This is a genomic window from Curtobacterium sp. MCLR17_031 (genome assembly GCF_003234775.2).
GTDB classification, from domain to species: domain Bacteria; phylum Actinomycetota; class Actinomycetes; order Actinomycetales; family Microbacteriaceae; genus Curtobacterium; species Curtobacterium flaccumfaciens.
Map to the genome: position 1 here is coordinate 2,531,968 of NZ_CP126270.1, position 15,291 is coordinate 2,547,258.

Below are 15,291 nucleotides of genomic sequence, written 5' to 3' on the forward strand. Positions count from 1 at the left end.
CGTCAGGCCTCCTGGTACCCGGCCGTGATGGTGGCGATGATCTCCTCGCGGTCCTCGAGCGGCAGGAACGACCCGAGCGCGGCGTTGATCTGGAACGCCGCCAGGTCGTCGAGGTCGTACCCGAACGTGCCGGCGAGCAGTGCGAGCTCCTTCGACAGCGAGGTCCCGCTCATCAGGCGGTTGTCGGTGTTCACCGTGACGCGGAAGCCGAGCTGGTAGAGCACGTCGAACGGGTGGTCGGCGAGGTCGTCGCCCCACGCGGCGATCGCCCCGGTCTGCAGGTTGGAGGACGGCGAGACCTCGAGCGGGATCTCGCGGTCACGGACCCACGAGGCGACCTCGCCCAGGGAGGCCAGCGTCGAGCCGTCCCCGGCGTCGGACAGGGCGACGTCCTCGAAGATGCGGACGCCGTGCCCGAGGCGGAGCGCCCGGCCGTCGACCAGGGCGGACCGGATGGAGGCGAGCCCGTCGGCCTCGCCCGCGTGCACGGTGACGGGGAACAGTTCGGACGCCAGGTAGTCGAAGGCGGCGCGGTGGTTCGAGGCGGGGAACCCGGCTTCGGCACCGGCGATGTCGAAGCCGACGACCCCGGCGTCACGATGGCGGACGGCGAGCTCGGCGATCTCGAGCGACCGGTCGGCGTGCCGCATCGCGGTGACGAGCTGGCCGACGCGGATGCGCCCACCGGCGGCGTCGACGGCTTCCTCGATGCCGGCCTGCACGGCCTCCACCGTCTGGTCGAGGGTCAGCCCGCCCTGCAGGTGCTGCTCCGGCGCCCAGCGGACCTCGCCGTAGACGACGCCGTCGGCGACCAGGTCCTCGACGAACTCGCGGGCGATCCGGGTGAGCTGCGGCGCGGTCTGCATCACCGACGTGGTGACGTCGAACGTCTTCAGGTACTCGACCAGGGAGCCGGAGTTCGACTGGTCGGCGAACCACTGCCCGAGCTCGGCCGGGTCGGTGGTGGGGAGCGACACACCCGCCGAGGCCGCGAGCTCGATGATGGTCGCGGGACGCAGGCCGCCGTCGAGGTGGTCGTGCAGCGAGACCTTCGGCAGGTCGTTGATGACCGCCCCGGCGTCGGGCAGGCGGTAGGTCGGGGCGTCGGCGCTCATGCCCCCAGGCTATCGGTGGTCACCGCCGCCGCGCAGGCACCTGTGCACAACCCACGACGGAAGACACTGGAGGCTCCCCACAGGTGTGCAGGGAGCCTCCGGTTCGTCGGGTGGCCGGGTTCAGGACCCGATGCGCTCGCGCACGATCGGCCCGCGTGCCGCGGCAGCGGAACTCGCCGGGCCGATGGTCCACGCACCCTCGAGCGACTCCAGCGCGCGCGGGATCCGCGACGCGTCGTCGGAGTGCAGCGTCCAGAGCGGCTGGCCCTCGGTCACGGTGTCCCCCGGCTTGACGTGGAGCTCGATGCCCGCACCGGCCTGCACCGGGTCCTGCGCGCGGGCACGACCGGCCCCGAGCCGCCAGGCCGAGACCCCGAACGGCAGCGCGTCCTGCTGCGTGAGGACCCCCGACGTCGGCGCGGTGACGACGTGCTGTTCGCGGGCGACGGGCAGCGCGGCGGAGGGGTCCCCGCCCTGCGCCTCGATCATCCGACGCCAGGTGTCCATGGCGCGGCCGTCCGTGAGCGCCGCGGCCGGGTCGGCGTCGGGCAGTCCGGCCAGCGTGAGCATCTCGGTCGCGAGTGCCACGGTCAGCTCGACGACGTCGGCGGGGCCGCCGCCGGCGAGCACCTCGACCGACTCCCGCACCTCGAGCGCGTTGCCGATCGTCAGCCCGAGCGGGACCTCCATGTCGGTCAGCAGCGCCGAGGTCGCGACCCCGGCGTCGTTGCCGAGGTCGACCATGGTCTGCGCGAGCTCCCGGGACGCCTCGTAGGTCGGCATGAACGCGCCGGACCCGAACTTGACGTCGAGCACGAGCGCACCGGTGCCCTCGGCGATCTTCTTCGACATGATGCTCGACGCGATGAGCGGGATGCACTCGACCGTGCCGGTGATGTCGCGGAGCGCGTAGAGCTTCTTGTCCGCGGGTGCCAGGCCGGACCCGGCGGCGCAGATCACCGCGCCGACGTCTTGCAGCACCTGCATCATGCGGTCGTTCGAGATGGACGCCTGCCACCCGGGGATCGACTCGAGCTTGTCGAGCGTGCCGCCGGTGTGCCCGAGTCCGCGGCCGGACAGCTGCGGCACGGCGACGCCGAACGACGCCACCAGGGGTGCGAGCGGCAGCGTGATCTTGTCGCCGACGCCACCGGTGGAGTGCTTGTCCACGGTCGTCTTGCCGAGCGACGAGAACGACATCCGCTCCCCCGACGCGATCATCGCGAGCGTGAGGTCCTTGATCTCGCGCCGCTCCATCCCGTTCAGGAAGATCGCCATCGCCATCGCGGCCATCTGCGGGTCCTCGACGTAGCCGCGGGTGTACGCGTCGACGAGCCAGTCCACCTCGGCGGTGCTGAGGGCCCCGCCGGAGCGCTTCGTACGGATGAGGTCGACGGTGTCGAACGGCTCGACGGCCATGTGGATCAGTGCTCCTGCTGGTAGGTGGCGAGGGTCCGCGGCCCGAAGGCGTCCGGCAGGACCTCGTCGATGGTGCGGATGCCGGAGAGCGTCTCGAGGAGCATGCCCTCGGCGGAGTGCTCGAACAGCAGCTGGCGGCAGCGCCCGCACGGCATCAGGGTCGCCCCGTCGCCGTCGACGCACGTGAACGCGACGAGCTTGCCGCCGCCGGTCATGTGCAGCTGCGACACGAGCGAGCACTCGGCGCAGAGCGTCACCCCGTAGCTCGCGTTCTCGATGTTGCAGCCGGAGACGATCCGGCCGTCGTCGGTGAGCGCCGCGGCGCCCACCGGGAACGACGAGTACGGCGCGTAGGCGCGCCGCATCGCGGCCGTGGCGGCGTCCCGCAGGACGCCCCAGTCCACGTCGTCGGCCGGGAGGCCCGTGGCGGCGTCCGTCGGGTCGGTGGCGGTGACCGTCTGGTCACCTGCAGCGTGTGCGTCGGTCATGTGTCGTGCCTCCAGGCCGTCAGCTCTTGATGTAGGGCTTGCCGGACGCAGCGGGGCCGCGTGACTGCCCGACCAGGCCGGCCACGGCGAAGATCGTCACCACGTACGGCAGCATCAGCAGGAACTCGCTCGGCACGGGCGAGCCGACCGCGCTGAGCGTGTTCTGCAGGTTCGACGCGAAGCCGAACAGCAGGGCGGCGAGCGTTGCCTTGATCGGGTCCCAGCGGCCGAAGATCACGGCGGCCAGGGCGATGTAGCCCGCGCCCGCGGTCATGTCCTTCGTGAAGCCGCCGGTGGCGTCGAGCGTGAAGTACGCCCCGCCGAGGCCCGCGATCGCACCGGCGAGCGAGACGTTCCAGAACCGGGTGCTCGTGACGTTGATGCCCACCGTGTCGGCGGCCTGCGGGTGCTCGCCGACGGCGCGGAGTCGCAGACCCCAGCGGGTCTTGAACAGGCCGAAGGTGACGACCGCGACGGCGACGTAGGCCAGGTAGACGACGACCGACTGCTCGAAGAAGATCGGTCCGATGATCGGGATCTGGTGGAGCACCGGGACCTCGAACTTCGGGAACCGGATGCCGATGTTGAGCGTCTGCTGGTTCGGGGACAGCACCTGCGAGTACAGGAAGCCGGTCAGGCCCGAGATGAAGGCGTTGATGACGACACCGACGATGACCTGGTCGACCAGGTACTTGATGCTGAACGCCGCGAGGACGAACGACACGAGCACACCCGCGACGAGGGCACCGACGAGACCGACCCAGGGCGACCCGGTGAGCGAGGCGATGAGCGCCGAGGTGAACGCACCGGCGAGGAACTGGCCCTCGATCGCGATGTTCACCACGCCGACCCGCTCGGAGATCACGCCACCGAGTGCACCGAAGACGAGCGGGACCGCGAGGCCGAGCGCACCGAAGAGCATGCCGGGGATGGTGATCGAGTCGCCGGCGACCGCCCACGCGAGGAAGCCGACCACGAAGACGATCGCGAACACCGAGGTCACCCAGAGCGGCACACGACGGGAGGCACGGGTCTCGACGATCGCGTACACCGTGGCGAGCGCGAGCAGCACGGTGACGACGATCCCGGTGGCCGTCGCCGGCAGCGGGAGGTTCGGCAGCGCGAAGAAGTCGCCCTTCGAGGCCAGGCGGAGCGTCGCGGTTCCGGGGCGGTGTCCGAAGCCGAACAGCACGAGCGCGAGCAGCGTGAACACGCCGTACCCGATCGGGAGCTTCCAGCTGCGGGTCGTCTCGACCGGGCGGCCGTCCAGGGGCATGCGCGGCGCGGCCGCGGTGGGGCTGAGGGTGCTCATGCGGCGACCGCCTTCTTGCTGTTCTTGCTCGTCTTCGTGCGCTTGCGTGCACCCGGCTGCGGGATCCGGAAGATCGCGCGGACGAGCGGCGGCGCCGCGATGAAGAGGACGATGAGGGCCTGGATGACGCCGACGATGTCGATCGGGATGCCGTTGGCGGCCTGCATGGCGTAGCCACCGTTCTTCAGCACGCCGAACAGGATCGCCGCCCAGAACACGCCCCACGGCTTCGAACGGCCGAGCAGGGCCACGGTGATGGCGTCGAAGCCGATGCCGGCGTCGATGCCCGAGGTGAAGCCCGTGGTGACGGCGCCCTGCACCTGGTAGGCGCCGGCGATGCCGACCAGGGCACCGGAGATGACCATGACCCAGATGGTCAGCGACGGAACGCTCATGCCGGCCACACGGGCGGCACGGGGGTTCTCACCGATGGTGCGGAACCGGAAGCCGAGCGACGACTTGTTGACGAGCCACCAGACGATGACGACCGCGATGATCGCGACGATGAACCCGAGGTCCACGCCGTACCCCACGCCGAAGAGCTGCGGCAGGAGCGCGCTGTCCTTCGTGGCGGGCGAGATCGGGTTGCTGCTGCCCGGGGCCTGCAGCAGGCCCGGGGTGCGGAGCAGGTAGCTGACCAGGTAGAGCGCGACGTAGTTGAGCATGATCGTGACGACCACCTCGTTCGCACCCGTCCGGGCCTTGAGCACCCCGACGATGCCGCCCCAGACCGCGCCGCCGACGATGCCGGCGAGGATCGTGAGCGGGATGTGGATCGCGGCGGGGCCGTCGAACGAGAACCCGACCCAGCCGGCGGCAGCGGCGCCCATCAGGATCTGGCCCTGGCCGCCGATGTTGAACAGTCCGGCGCGGAAGGACAGCGCGATCCCGAGCCCGGCGGCGATGAGCGGCACCGAGTAGTCGACGGAGCGCGTGAGCGGCCCGATCGCCTGCTGGAAGGAGTCCGCGCCGAAGTTGAACACCGAGCCCTGGAACAGCGAGGCGTAGGCGCCGCCGACCGCGGTGCCGATCGCCTGGAGCATGTCGGTGGGGCGGGCGAAGAAGTAGCCGGCGGTCGCACGGACGTTCTCGTCCGTCACCGCGATGAGGATGCCGCACGCGACCAGCGCGAGGACGACGGCGAGCACCGTGACGAGCACGGAGCCGTTCAGGATCCCCTGCAGGGCGGCCTGCCAGCGGTCACCACCGGCTCCGTTGCGGCGCTCGGTGTCCTCTGCCGAGTCCGTCATCAGGTGCGGGGTCGACTCGACCACCTGCAGACGGTCGTCGGTGAGCGGGGCGTCCGCGGTGCCTTGCGCAGCCGGGGTCGGCTGCTGCGTGTTGTCTGGCGGTGGGGTGGTCACGCTGCCAGCTCCGTTCCGGTCGTGGGTGTGGCTTGGATCTCGCCGGCCGAACCGGTCATGCGGCCAGCTCCGTTCCTTCGGGGATCTCCCCGGCCATCATGAGGCCGAGGACGTCACGGGGGGTGGTCGCGGGGACGATGCCGACGATGCCGCCGCGGTACATCACGGCGATCCGGTCGGCCAGGGCCACGACCTCGTCGAGCTCGGTGGAGACGACGATGACCGGCACACCGGTGTCGCGGGTGGCGACGATGCGCTTGTGGACGAACTCGATCGAGCCGACGTCGATGCCGCGGGTGGGCTGCGCGGCGACGAACAGCCGCAGCTCACGGCTCAGTTCGCGCGCCAGGACGATCTTCTGCTGGTTGCCACCGGACAGCCGACCGGCCGCGGTGGTGCGACCCGGCGTCCGGATGTCGAACTCGGCGATCTTCTCGTCGGCGAAGGCGTCACGCTCGGCCGAGCGGATCGTGCCGGCGCGGACGAACTCGGCGTGGTCGGCCCGGTCGAGCATCAGGTTCTCGGCGATCGTGAACTCGCCGACCAGGCCGTCCTCCTTGCGGTCCTCGGGGACGAAGCCGACGCCGGCGTCGAGCACCTGCTTGACGCTCCGACCGGTGAGTTCCTTGCCGTCGAGGGTGATGCGGCCAGCATGGGCGGGCTCGAGACCGATGATCGCCTCGGTGAGCTCGGTCTGCCCGTTGCCCTGCACCCCGGCGATCGCCAGGACCTCGCCGCGGCGCACCGTGAAGGAGACGTCGTCGACGAGCACGATGCCGGACGGGTCGGTCACGGTCAGGTTCTCGACGACCAGGGCGTCCGCGCCACCGGTCGCGGGAGCCTTGTCGACCACGAGCGAGACGGCACGGCCGACCATCAGCGCGGCCAGCTCGTTGTTCGTGGCGGTCGGCGATGCCTCGCCGACGACCTTGCCGAGACGGATGACCGTGATGCGGTCGGCGACCTCGCGCACCTCGCGGAGCTTGTGGGTGATGAAGACGATCGCGGTGCCGGCCTCGCGGAGCTGGCGCATGATGCCCATCAGCTCGTCGGTCTCCTGCGGGGTGAGGACGGCCGTCGGCTCGTCGAACACCAGCACGGAGGCGTCGCGGGACAGCGCCTTGATGATCTCGACGCGCTGCTGCACACCGACGGGCAGGTCCTCGACCTTGGCATCGGGGTCGACGTCGAACCCGAAGCGGTCGGAGATCTCCTGCACGCGCTTGCGGGCACCGGCCAGGTCGAGCCGCCCGCCGAAGGTGGTCTGCTCCTGCCCCAGCATGACGTTCTCGGCGACGGTGAACACGGGCACGAGCATGAAGTGCTGGTGCACCATGCCGATGCCGGCGCGCATGGCGTCACCGGGGCCGTCGAAGTCCTGCACCACGTCGTCGAGCAGGATCTCGCCCTCGTCGGCGTCGTACAGGCCGTACAGGACGTTCATCAGGGTGGATTTGCCGGCGCCGTTCTCACCCAGGAGGCAGTGGACCTCACCCGGCTCGACGGTGAGCGAGATGTGGTCGTTGGCGACCAGGGCGCCGAACCGCTTGGTGATGCCGCGGAGTTCGAGCTTCATGTTCGGGAGTCTATTTCTGTCTCGCGCGCGCCACGCGGGCGCACGGTGTCGCGTGCAGCCCGCGGATGCACGATGTGGTGTGCGCCGCCGGGCGCACGATGTGGTGTGCGCCACCCGGGCGCACGAGAACGCGGGCGAGGGATGCTCCCCCGCCCGCGTTCATCGGGTCAGGACTGGGTCTTGACCTTGATCGAGCCGTCGATGATGCCGGCCTTCACGTCGTCGAGCTCGCCCTGCAGGCCCTTGTCGACCTTGGACTCGAAGTCGTGGAACGGCGCGATGCCGACGCCGTCGTTCTCGAGGGTGCCCACGTACGGGTCCTTCGAGAACTTGTCGTCAGCCGCCTGCTCGACGACGTCCTTCACGGCCGGGCGCATGCCCTTCTCGACCGAGGTGAAGGCGATGTCCTTGTAGCGGGGGTCGGCCTCGTAGAGGTCGCTGTCCGCACCGATCAGGACGGAGCCGTTGTCGGCGTCCTTGATGGCCTCGGCAGCGGACTGGTAGATCGGGCCACCGACGGGCAGGATCACGTCGGCGTCCTGGTCGAGGAGCGTCTGCGCGACCGACTTGGCCTGCGTGCCGGCCTCGAAGCCACCGGTGAAGGAGCCCTTGCCGGTGTCGACGTTCCAGCCGACGACCTTGACGTCCTTGTCCTTCTGCTCGTTGTAGTACTTCACGCCGTCCGCGAAGCCGTCCATGAAGATGGTGACGGTCGGGATCTGCATGCCACCGAAGGTGCCGACGACGCCGGTCTTCGAGTAGGACGCCGCCGCGTAGCCGGCGAGGAACGCCGCCTGCGAGGTGTCGAACGTGATCGGCTTGACGTTCTTCGCGTCGATCGAGTTGTCGTCGATGATCGCGAAGTCGGTGTCGGGGTTCGCAGCGGCCTGCTTCTTCGTGGCGTCGGCCAGGTTGAAGCCGACGGTCACGACGAGGTTGCAGTTCTGGCCGATGAGCTGCTCGATGTTCGAGTCGTAGACGGTGGCGTCCTTCGACTCGGCCTCCTTGTAGGTGGCACCGAGTTCCTTGGCGGCGTCCTTCATGCCCTCGTAGCCGAGCTGGTTGAACGACTTGTCGTCGAACCCACCGGCGTCGGAGACCATGCAGGGGCGGAAGTCGGTCTTCTTCGCCGTGTCGGTGGTGGACGGCGCCGAGGCACAGCCGGCCAGGACGGCGACGGTGCCGGCGAGCGCGAGGCCGCTGAGGACGACCTGTCGGGTACGAGATGTCACGGGTTGGTTCCTCCGGGGAGCGTGCCCGGACCACGTGCGTTCCGGGCGATCGTGGCGACAGTACACGACCGTCGGGTCGGTACAGGACCCGTTGCGGGGGTCCTGCGGATCGGTTACGGGATCGCGACCCCGCCGAAACGCGCCCGTAACGCGGGGCAACCCACGCACCCCCAGTTCGAGGGGTTTGTCGGTGGAGCGCTACAGGATGTCGCCGGGAGAGCGGATCTCTGGAGGTCAGAGTTCGTCGGGGTCACCCGGGAAGCACAGCGAGACGGCCTGGACGGTGTAGTTCCCCGAGTATGCGTAGACGCTGATCGAGGTGATCTTCCCTGCGCCGTCGCCGAAGATGGCGGGCCCGTCGCTCGAATCACGCTGGGTGACCCGCATCCCCTGACCTTCCCAGTGCTCCGTCATCCGGGCGGCGTCGGCGTCGGGTCTCCCGGCCAGCGTGCTCCCGGTGAGGTAGCGCCAGTGTGCACCTCGCTCGCCGTCCGCGAGAACGCAGCCTTCCGCGTAGTCCGGCCCGGTGCGTGCTTTCCATTCACCGCCGAGTCGCGCTGTTGCGTCATCGACCGCTTCGACCATCTGTCGCTTCGCGGCGTTCTCACTCACCTGGCGCTCCGCCCGCTCAGATGAACCGGTGCCGGTCCTCTGCGCGGCGCAACCGGTCGGCCCCACCAGCAGCATGCCGACCAGGAGCACGGAGCCGACAAAGCCGCATCCCACGTCACGTCGGTGTGTCACAAGCTGTCGGCGTCACCCGGGAAACAGAGCGAGATGGCTTCAACGGTGTAGTGGCCCGGAAACGCGTACAGGTTGATGGAGTCGATCGAGCCACCGCCGCGGCCGACGATCGCGGGCCCGTCGGGGTCAGCCCAACGCTCGACTTCCATGCCCTGGGATTCCCAGCGGTCGAGCGTCTCCTTCGCGTCCGGTTCCGGGTCCTCCGAACCGACCTTGGAAGTCCGGCCGGTGAGGTACACCCAGTGCGCCCCCTTCTCCCCGCCGGACAAGCTGCAACTCTCGGCGTAGTCGGGCCCAGTTCGCGCCTTCCACTCGCCGCCCAGACGTCCAGTGACGTCGTCGATGGCGTCGATCATCTGCTGTTTCGCGGTATCAGGGTCCACGTACGCCTTCCTCTCCTCTGGGTGCCGGGCGCAACCGGCGAGCACCGCGATCACCATCACGAATGCGAGAGCGCACCCTGCCACGCTCCGGACGGGCGTTGCGACGATCATCGTTCTCCTCAGTCGTTCCGTGCGTTCATCTGGCTCGGGCCGCAGTCAGTTCGTCATCGCGACCATTGATCGCGAGTCCGACGTTGTGCAGCGTCTCGGTGCCGCGGTCGAGATACCCCCGTCGGTCGCTGTTCAGCGGGTCGTGATGCAAGACCGAGTTCAACTTCTCGCCACCCTTCGTCGTCGTGCCGTCGGCGCCGAACACCGTCGCATCGAACGCTTCCGACGTGGGGTCTACGCGATGCCCGACGCTGTGATCTCGTCCGAAGGAAGCCCACTCGTCGCCCTTGCCGGTCTGTCCCACCGGCGCATCCTTGGCCTGCGACGCGTAGACGCGTCCAGCGTGCAGATCGTTCGCCGAAGTGACCTCGTCTGGCAAACCCGCCGAACCGAGTGCCACGAACCGGTCGACGTGGACGCCCCTCTTCGACAGGGCAACCGCCGCTGTTGTCGTGCCGTAGGAGTGCCCGACGATGTTCGTCTCCGGCATCCGCCCCGCACGCACGGCGTCCAGCCCTCGGATCGACGCGGCGAGGTTCTCGCCACCCCGCTCGGCCTTCCCCATGAGCAAGACGTCCGCTGGGTTCGGAGCGTCATACCCGATCCAGGCGATCACCGCTCGACCAGCAGGGTCGCCACGACGCAACTGCTCGTCGTAGATGTTCTGCGCTGCCGAGGTCCACGAACTCATGTCCGCGGTCGTGGTGTCCATCCCGGGTACCGCCCACGTCACGGAGTCGGCCGTGTCGAGATCTCCGATCGAGACGGCGGCCAACGGCGGCTGGTCGTCGGTGAGCGCGATGAGGTACCGAGGGCTGTCCGTGCCCGCCTTCGCCATCGTCGCGTTGATGTTCCGCAACGACTTCATCTCTTCTTGAAGCGACGCCAGCCGCCGAGCCATCGCGCTCGCGCCTTCCCCAGCGGAGGCGACCCGGCCCTGCAGCGTCTCGATCTCGAGCTCGACGTCGCCCAGCCGCTGGTTCAGCACCACGACGTTGGCGGTGCTCCGCGCCCAGTACGGGATTCCCTCCAGGTTGCCGAGCTCGGACAACACCGACGTCGGCAACGCTCGGAGGGCGTCGGCGTCAGACTTGGTCAGACCGAGCGAAGCCCACCTCGCGGCGACCTGGGCCGGCGTCAGGTGATCAGCCAGCAGTCTCTGGACAGCGGGTGCCTCCCGCCCCATGGCTGCGATGTCGAGCACTGCGTCGGACAGCGCACCGCCGCCACCAGCATCTTCGAATGCCTGAGCAGTCTTCGTGATCCAGGACCTGTCTTCGTCGTTCTCGGCCACGTACCGCTCGAATCCGACCGGCATGCTGCCACGGTCGACCTGCACCCAGGCGCACGATGACCGGAACGACGACCACGCCGAACGCACCCGCGTTGCCTCCGCCGACGCCGCGGTGTCGAGGCCCGCCACAGCGGACACGAAGCCCCGTAACGCCGCCGGATCAGCGGAGCTCTTGCCCCCGCTCGCGCCGTTCCCGTACCGCGCACGCTCGCGTCCACGGAACTCGGCGTCGACGACGGGTGGACGAAGTGGGTCATCCGAGGGTTCCCGGTCCACGAACGTGTCCCACACCCCGATCGCGACGCCGGAGAACGGTCCGGCCAACGCCTCATTGGCGGCGCGCTGGCGGTCGGCGTCTCGGAGCTTCCAGGCGGCGTGCGCCCGCACACGCTCGCGCTCCTGCTCGGCGAGTTCAACCGCGCGATCGAGGGCGGACGCCAGGTCGGTCAGCACGCCGACAAGCCTGCCCCGGTCCTCGGCCTCGATCACAACCGCGTCGTTGAAGCGATCCGCGTACGACCCCGCGAAGTCGGCGAGCGCCGCCTCAGCCGACGCCGAGCGGGTCCCACTCTGGCCCCGCAGGGTGTCAGCTGCCGACCGTGCCGCCTTCGACAGCGCCTTCGCGTCCCCCGCGTCGAACTCGATGTCCGCCATGTCCTCCCCCGACGTCGCTCCCCAGCGACCCTACACCTGGAACATCACCGGCCGGTTGGCCGACGCTCGAACCTACAGGACGTCGCCGCGGCCGCTGATCTTCAGGGCATCCACGACGCCCTTGACCCGCTGTGCGTTCGCGCTCGTGGTGACGAGCAGCGCGTCCGGGGTGTCCACGACGACGATGTCCTCGACGCCGATGAGCGAGATGAGCCGCTGGCTGTGCGAGATCACGATGCCGCTCGACGAGTCCGCCAGGATGCGGGCGCCGTCCCCGAGCACCGCGAGGTTGTTCGGCCGGCCGCCGGACTGCAGCTTGGCGAGGGAGGCGAAGTCGCCCACGTCGTCCCAGTCGAAGTCACCGGGGACGACCGCCATGCGTCCGGCGGCAGCCGCGGGCTCGGCGACCGTGTAGTCGATGGCGATCTTCTCGAGCATCGGCCAGACGGCGTCGACGACGGCGCCGCGCGCCGAGGTGTCCCAGGCGTCGGCGAGTTCGTTGATGCCCGCGAGCAGCTCGGGCTTCGTCCGGCCGATCTCGGCGAGCAGCACGTCGGCGCGCGCGATGAACATGCCGGCGTTCCAGAGGTAGTTGCCCTGCTCGACGTACGAGCGGGCGGTGTCGAGGTCCGGCTTCTCGACGAACGACTTCACCGCGTGTGCGGTCGGGGCACCCTCGATGTCGAGCGCGGCGGTGTCGGCGTTGATGTAGCCGAAGCCGATCGCGGGTTCCGTCGGGGTGATGCCGATGGTGGTGACGTAGCCGGCGCGGGCGACGGCGACGGCTTCGCGCACCGAACGACGGAAGCCGCGGGCGTCACCGATGACGTGGTCGGCGGCGAACGAGCCGATGACGACATCGGGCTCGCGGCGCACCAGGATCGCCGCGGCCAGGCCGATGGCCGCCGTGGAGTCCTTCGGTTCGCTCTCGAGCACCACGTTGTGGTCCTCGACGCCGGGCAGCTGCGACTCCACCGCGACACGGTGCGCACGGCCGGTGACGACCATGATCCGCTGGTCGCCGGCGAGCGGCGCCAGGCGGTCCCAGGTCTGTCGCAGCAGCGAGGTGCCGGATCCCGTCAGGTCGTGCAGGAACTTGGGTGCGTCCGCGCGCGACAACGGCCACAGGCGCGATCCGATGCCCCCTGCGGGGATGATCGCGTAGAAGTCTTCGAGAGCGTCAGCCACGCGCTCACCGTACCGGTCCCACCGGGCGGATCCTGGGTGGTCTCCGCACGATTCCCGCATGCGGGCTCCCGCAGGGCTCCGTCCGGCGCCCGCACCGGAGGGCGTCGCGTTGTTCACCCGGCGCGCGCGTCCCGTTCACGTCGTCGGCCCCGCCGGGTCACGTCACGCCCGGAGCATGGGGAACACCATGAGCGCACGCAGCGTGGAGCGCGGCACGTCCCCCCGGACCGTCGCCGTCGTGACCGAGAGCTTCCTGCCCACCCTCAACGGCGTGACCACCAGTGTCCTGGCGGTCCTCGACCACCTGGAACGACGGGGTCACCGCGCGGTCGTGATCGCCCCGGACACCCCCGGCCTCGCGCAGTTCCGGTCGCGGAGCGCCGTCGAGCGCTACCGCTCCTTCGACGTCCACCGCATCCCCGCCGTCGCCTACCGCCAGTTCCCGGTGGCCCTCCCCCACCCGGTGCTCGACACGATCCTCGCCGCCTCCGGCGCCGACGTGCTCCACGCCGCCAGTCCGTTCCTGTTGGGTGGGCGCGCGATCACGGCGGCCGGGAGGCTCGGCATCCCCTCCGTCGCCGTCTTCCAGACCGATGTGGCCGGGTTCGCCCGCCGCAACGGCTTGACCGCGACCGTCCCGTTGGTGCGGAAGATCCTCGGACGCATCCACGCCGGCGCCTCGCTGACGCTCGCCCCGTCGAGCGCGACGGCCGCGATGCTCGCCGAGGAGGGCGTGCCCCGCGTCGCCCGCTGGGGTCGCGGCGTCGACACCGAGCTGTTCCACCCCGCGCGCCGGTCGACCGGGCACGTGCGGGCACTCCGCCGCCGCCTGGCCCCGAACGGCGAGACCATCGTCGGCTACGTCGGACGCCTGGCCCCGGAGAAGGAGGTCGAGCGGCTCGCCGAACTCGGCGGTGTCCCCGGAATCCGGGTCGTCGTGGCCGGAGGGGGTCCGTCGCGGGCGATGCTCGAACGTCGGCTCCGGCACCTCGACGTCACCTTCACCGGCCCCCTGCGCGGCGACGCCCTCGCCGACGCGTACGCGGCGCTCGACCTGTTCGTGCACACCGGTCCGGCCGAGACCTTCGGGCAGACCCTGCAGGAGGCCCACGCCTCCGGCCTGCCGGTGATCGCGCCAGCGTCCGGCGGCCCGCTCGACCTGGTCGCCCCGGGGCTCGACGGCGAGCTCTACGACGCCGATGCCCCGCAGGCCCTGCGGCACGCGGTCCTGCGACTGCACCACGACCGCGCGCTGGCGGAGCGGATGGGTTCCGCCGGTCGGCTCCGGGTCGAGGGCACCACCTGGGAGGCCGTCGGCGACCAGCTCCTCGACCACCACGACACGGCCCGCACCATCGGCGCGCCGCCCGTCGGACGGGGCCTCCGGGCAGGTCGGGACGAGAAGGTCAGCGCCCGCGCATAGGATGGGTCGTGTTCCACACGAACACGAACGGCAAGGGCTCGCCGATCGGGCGAGCCCGTCCTATGGAAGGACGAGCTCATGGCTGAGCACACCGGCGGGGGTACGGCGACCGCGGTGCCCGACGTCTCGATCGAAGCCCCGCGGGCTTCTCGGACGCCACAGGGCACGCTCTACCGCGGTTCGATCGGGATGTGGTCGTGGGTCCTCCACCGCATCACCGGCGTCGCGATCTACTTCTTCCTGCTCGTGCACATCCTCGACACGGCGCTCGTGCGGCTCTCCCCAGAGGCGTACAACGCGGTCATCGGCACGTACAAGACCCCGATCATGAACCTCGGCGAGATCGCGCTGGTCATGGCCATCGTGTTCCACGCCTTCAACGGCCTGCGGATCATCCTGATCGACTTCTGGTCGAAGGGCCCGAAGTACCAGCGGGCCATGTTCTGGATCGTCATGGTCCTGTGGGCGGTGGCGATCGCGGGCTTCCTGCCCCGCCAGCTCATGAACCTCGTCGCGGACTTCAACTGAGGGGCACGAAGATGACCACACAGATCGTCGAACCTCCCCGCTCGGCCGCGGCCGCCCGCAGCACCACCAACTGGGAGAAGTGGGGCTGGATCTACATGCGCGCCTCGGGCGTGCTGCTCGTCGTGCTGATCTTCGGCCACCTCTTCGTCAACATGGTGGCGGGCGAGGGCGTCAAGCAGATCGACTTCGCCTTCGTCGCCGGCAAGTGGGCCAACCCCTTCTGGCAGGTCTGGGACTCGCTCATGCTGGTCCTCGCCCTCATCCACGGCTCGAACGGCATGCGCACGATCGTCAACGACTACGTGTCGAAGCCGGGCATCCGGAAGACGCTCCTGGTCGCGATCCTGGCCGCCTGCGTCGTGCTGATCGTCCTCGGGCTCCTCGTCTGCTGGACCTTCGACCCGTGCCCCGCCGGCGCCGCTGCCGCCGACCTGCCGTCCTTCTGCCCGGCGCAGTAGCA

At 69.9% G+C, this 15,291-nt stretch carries 14 protein-coding genes; 3 read left to right on the plus strand and 11 right to left on the minus strand.

What is annotated here, in order from left to right:
* Window positions 1–2: 2 nt before the first annotated feature.
* The 11 genes from DEI96_RS11920 to DEI96_RS11970 form a co-directional block, all read right to left on the minus strand.
* Window positions 3–1,115, minus strand: a complete 1,113-nt coding sequence (locus DEI96_RS11920; protein WP_111022313.1) for an adenosine deaminase — start codon at window positions 1,113–1,115, stop codon at window positions 3–5.
* A gap of 120 nt (window positions 1,116–1,235) precedes the next feature.
* Entirely contained in the window at window positions 1,236–2,534 is a 1,299-nt protein-coding gene (locus DEI96_RS11925; RefSeq protein WP_111022312.1) for a thymidine phosphorylase, read from the minus strand.
* Window positions 2,535–2,539: 5 nt separating this feature from the next.
* Complete coding sequence (locus tag DEI96_RS11930) at window positions 2,540–3,022, minus strand: cytidine deaminase (protein ID WP_111022311.1); 483 nt, start codon at window positions 3,020–3,022, stop codon at window positions 2,540–2,542.
* Between the two features lie 19 nt (window positions 3,023–3,041).
* Entirely contained in the window at window positions 3,042–4,334 is a 1,293-nt protein-coding gene (locus DEI96_RS11935; RefSeq protein ID WP_111022310.1) for an ABC transporter permease, read from the minus strand.
* Complete coding sequence (locus DEI96_RS11940) at window positions 4,331–5,698, minus strand: ABC transporter permease (protein WP_181440439.1); 1,368 nt, start codon at window positions 5,696–5,698, stop codon at window positions 4,331–4,333. The genes DEI96_RS11935 and DEI96_RS11940 overlap by 4 nt, the downstream gene beginning before the upstream one ends.
* Before the next feature lie 55 nt (window positions 5,699–5,753).
* Window positions 5,754–7,274 (minus strand): ABC transporter ATP-binding protein, encoded by a 1,521-nt coding sequence (locus tag DEI96_RS11945; protein WP_071406403.1) that lies wholly within the window; start codon window positions 7,272–7,274, stop codon window positions 5,754–5,756.
* A gap of 167 nt (window positions 7,275–7,441) precedes the next feature.
* Window positions 7,442–8,506, minus strand: a complete 1,065-nt coding sequence (locus DEI96_RS11950; RefSeq protein ID WP_111022309.1) for a BMP family lipoprotein — start codon at window positions 8,504–8,506, stop codon at window positions 7,442–7,444.
* A gap of 234 nt (window positions 8,507–8,740) precedes the next feature.
* On the minus strand, window positions 8,741–9,118 hold the full coding sequence (locus DEI96_RS11955) for a hypothetical protein (protein ID WP_284183604.1): 378 nt from the start codon (window positions 9,116–9,118) through the stop codon (window positions 8,741–8,743).
* A 128-nt stretch (window positions 9,119–9,246) separates the two neighbouring features.
* Window positions 9,247–9,744, minus strand: coding sequence for a hypothetical protein (locus DEI96_RS11960; protein ID WP_111022307.1), 498 nt, complete (start codon window positions 9,742–9,744; stop codon window positions 9,247–9,249).
* A gap of 25 nt (window positions 9,745–9,769) precedes the next feature.
* On the minus strand, window positions 9,770–11,692 hold the full coding sequence (locus DEI96_RS11965) for an alpha/beta hydrolase (protein ID WP_111022306.1): 1,923 nt from the start codon (window positions 11,690–11,692) through the stop codon (window positions 9,770–9,772).
* Between the two features lie 72 nt (window positions 11,693–11,764).
* Entirely contained in the window at window positions 11,765–12,880 is a 1,116-nt protein-coding gene (locus DEI96_RS11970; protein WP_071244281.1) for a mannose-1-phosphate guanylyltransferase, read from the minus strand.
* Between the two features lie 187 nt (window positions 12,881–13,067).
* On the opposite strand from DEI96_RS11970, the gene DEI96_RS11975 reads away from it, so the two are divergent.
* From DEI96_RS11975 to sdhD, 3 genes are all read left to right on the plus strand, one after another.
* Complete coding sequence (locus tag DEI96_RS11975) at window positions 13,068–14,303, plus strand: glycosyltransferase family 4 protein (RefSeq protein ID WP_231495703.1); 1,236 nt, start codon at window positions 13,068–13,070, stop codon at window positions 14,301–14,303.
* Window positions 14,304–14,381: 78 nt separating this feature from the next.
* Window positions 14,382–14,831, plus strand: coding sequence for a succinate dehydrogenase, cytochrome b556 subunit (sdhC, locus tag DEI96_RS11980; RefSeq protein WP_017888739.1), 450 nt, complete (start codon window positions 14,382–14,384; stop codon window positions 14,829–14,831).
* A gap of 11 nt (window positions 14,832–14,842) precedes the next feature.
* Complete coding sequence (gene sdhD, locus DEI96_RS11985; protein ID WP_027466446.1) at window positions 14,843–15,289, plus strand: succinate dehydrogenase, hydrophobic membrane anchor protein; 447 nt, start codon at window positions 14,843–14,845, stop codon at window positions 15,287–15,289.
* Window positions 15,290–15,291 lie beyond the last annotated feature (2 nt).

Excerpts from the sequence above, each read along its gene's own strand:
- sdhC (WP_017888739.1), top strand. The coding sequence starts at position 14,382 with ATGGCTGAGCACACCGGCGGGGGTACGGCGACCGCGGTGCCCGACGTC.
- DEI96_RS11965 (WP_111022306.1), bottom strand. The coding sequence starts at position 11,692 with ATGGCGGACATCGAGTTCGACGCGGGGGACGCGAAGGCGCTGTCGAAG.
- DEI96_RS11925 (WP_111022312.1), bottom strand. The coding sequence starts at position 2,534 with ATGGCCGTCGAGCCGTTCGACACCGTCGACCTCATCCGTACGAAGCGC.
- DEI96_RS11930 (WP_111022311.1), bottom strand. The coding sequence starts at position 3,022 with ATGACCGACGCACACGCTGCAGGTGACCAGACGGTCACCGCCACCGAC.
- DEI96_RS11945 (WP_071406403.1), bottom strand. The coding sequence starts at position 7,274 with ATGAAGCTCGAACTCCGCGGCATCACCAAGCGGTTCGGCGCCCTGGTC.
- DEI96_RS11960 (WP_111022307.1), bottom strand. The coding sequence starts at position 9,744 with ATGATCGTCGCAACGCCCGTCCGGAGCGTGGCAGGGTGCGCTCTCGCA.
- DEI96_RS11920 (WP_111022313.1), bottom strand. The coding sequence starts at position 1,115 with ATGAGCGCCGACGCCCCGACCTACCGCCTGCCCGACGCCGGGGCGGTC.
- sdhD (WP_027466446.1), top strand. The coding sequence starts at position 14,843 with ATGACCACACAGATCGTCGAACCTCCCCGCTCGGCCGCGGCCGCCCGC.
- DEI96_RS11935 (WP_111022310.1), bottom strand. The coding sequence starts at position 4,334 with ATGAGCACCCTCAGCCCCACCGCGGCCGCGCCGCGCATGCCCCTGGAC.
- DEI96_RS11975 (WP_231495703.1), top strand. The coding sequence starts at position 13,068 with ATGAGCGCACGCAGCGTGGAGCGCGGCACGTCCCCCCGGACCGTCGCC.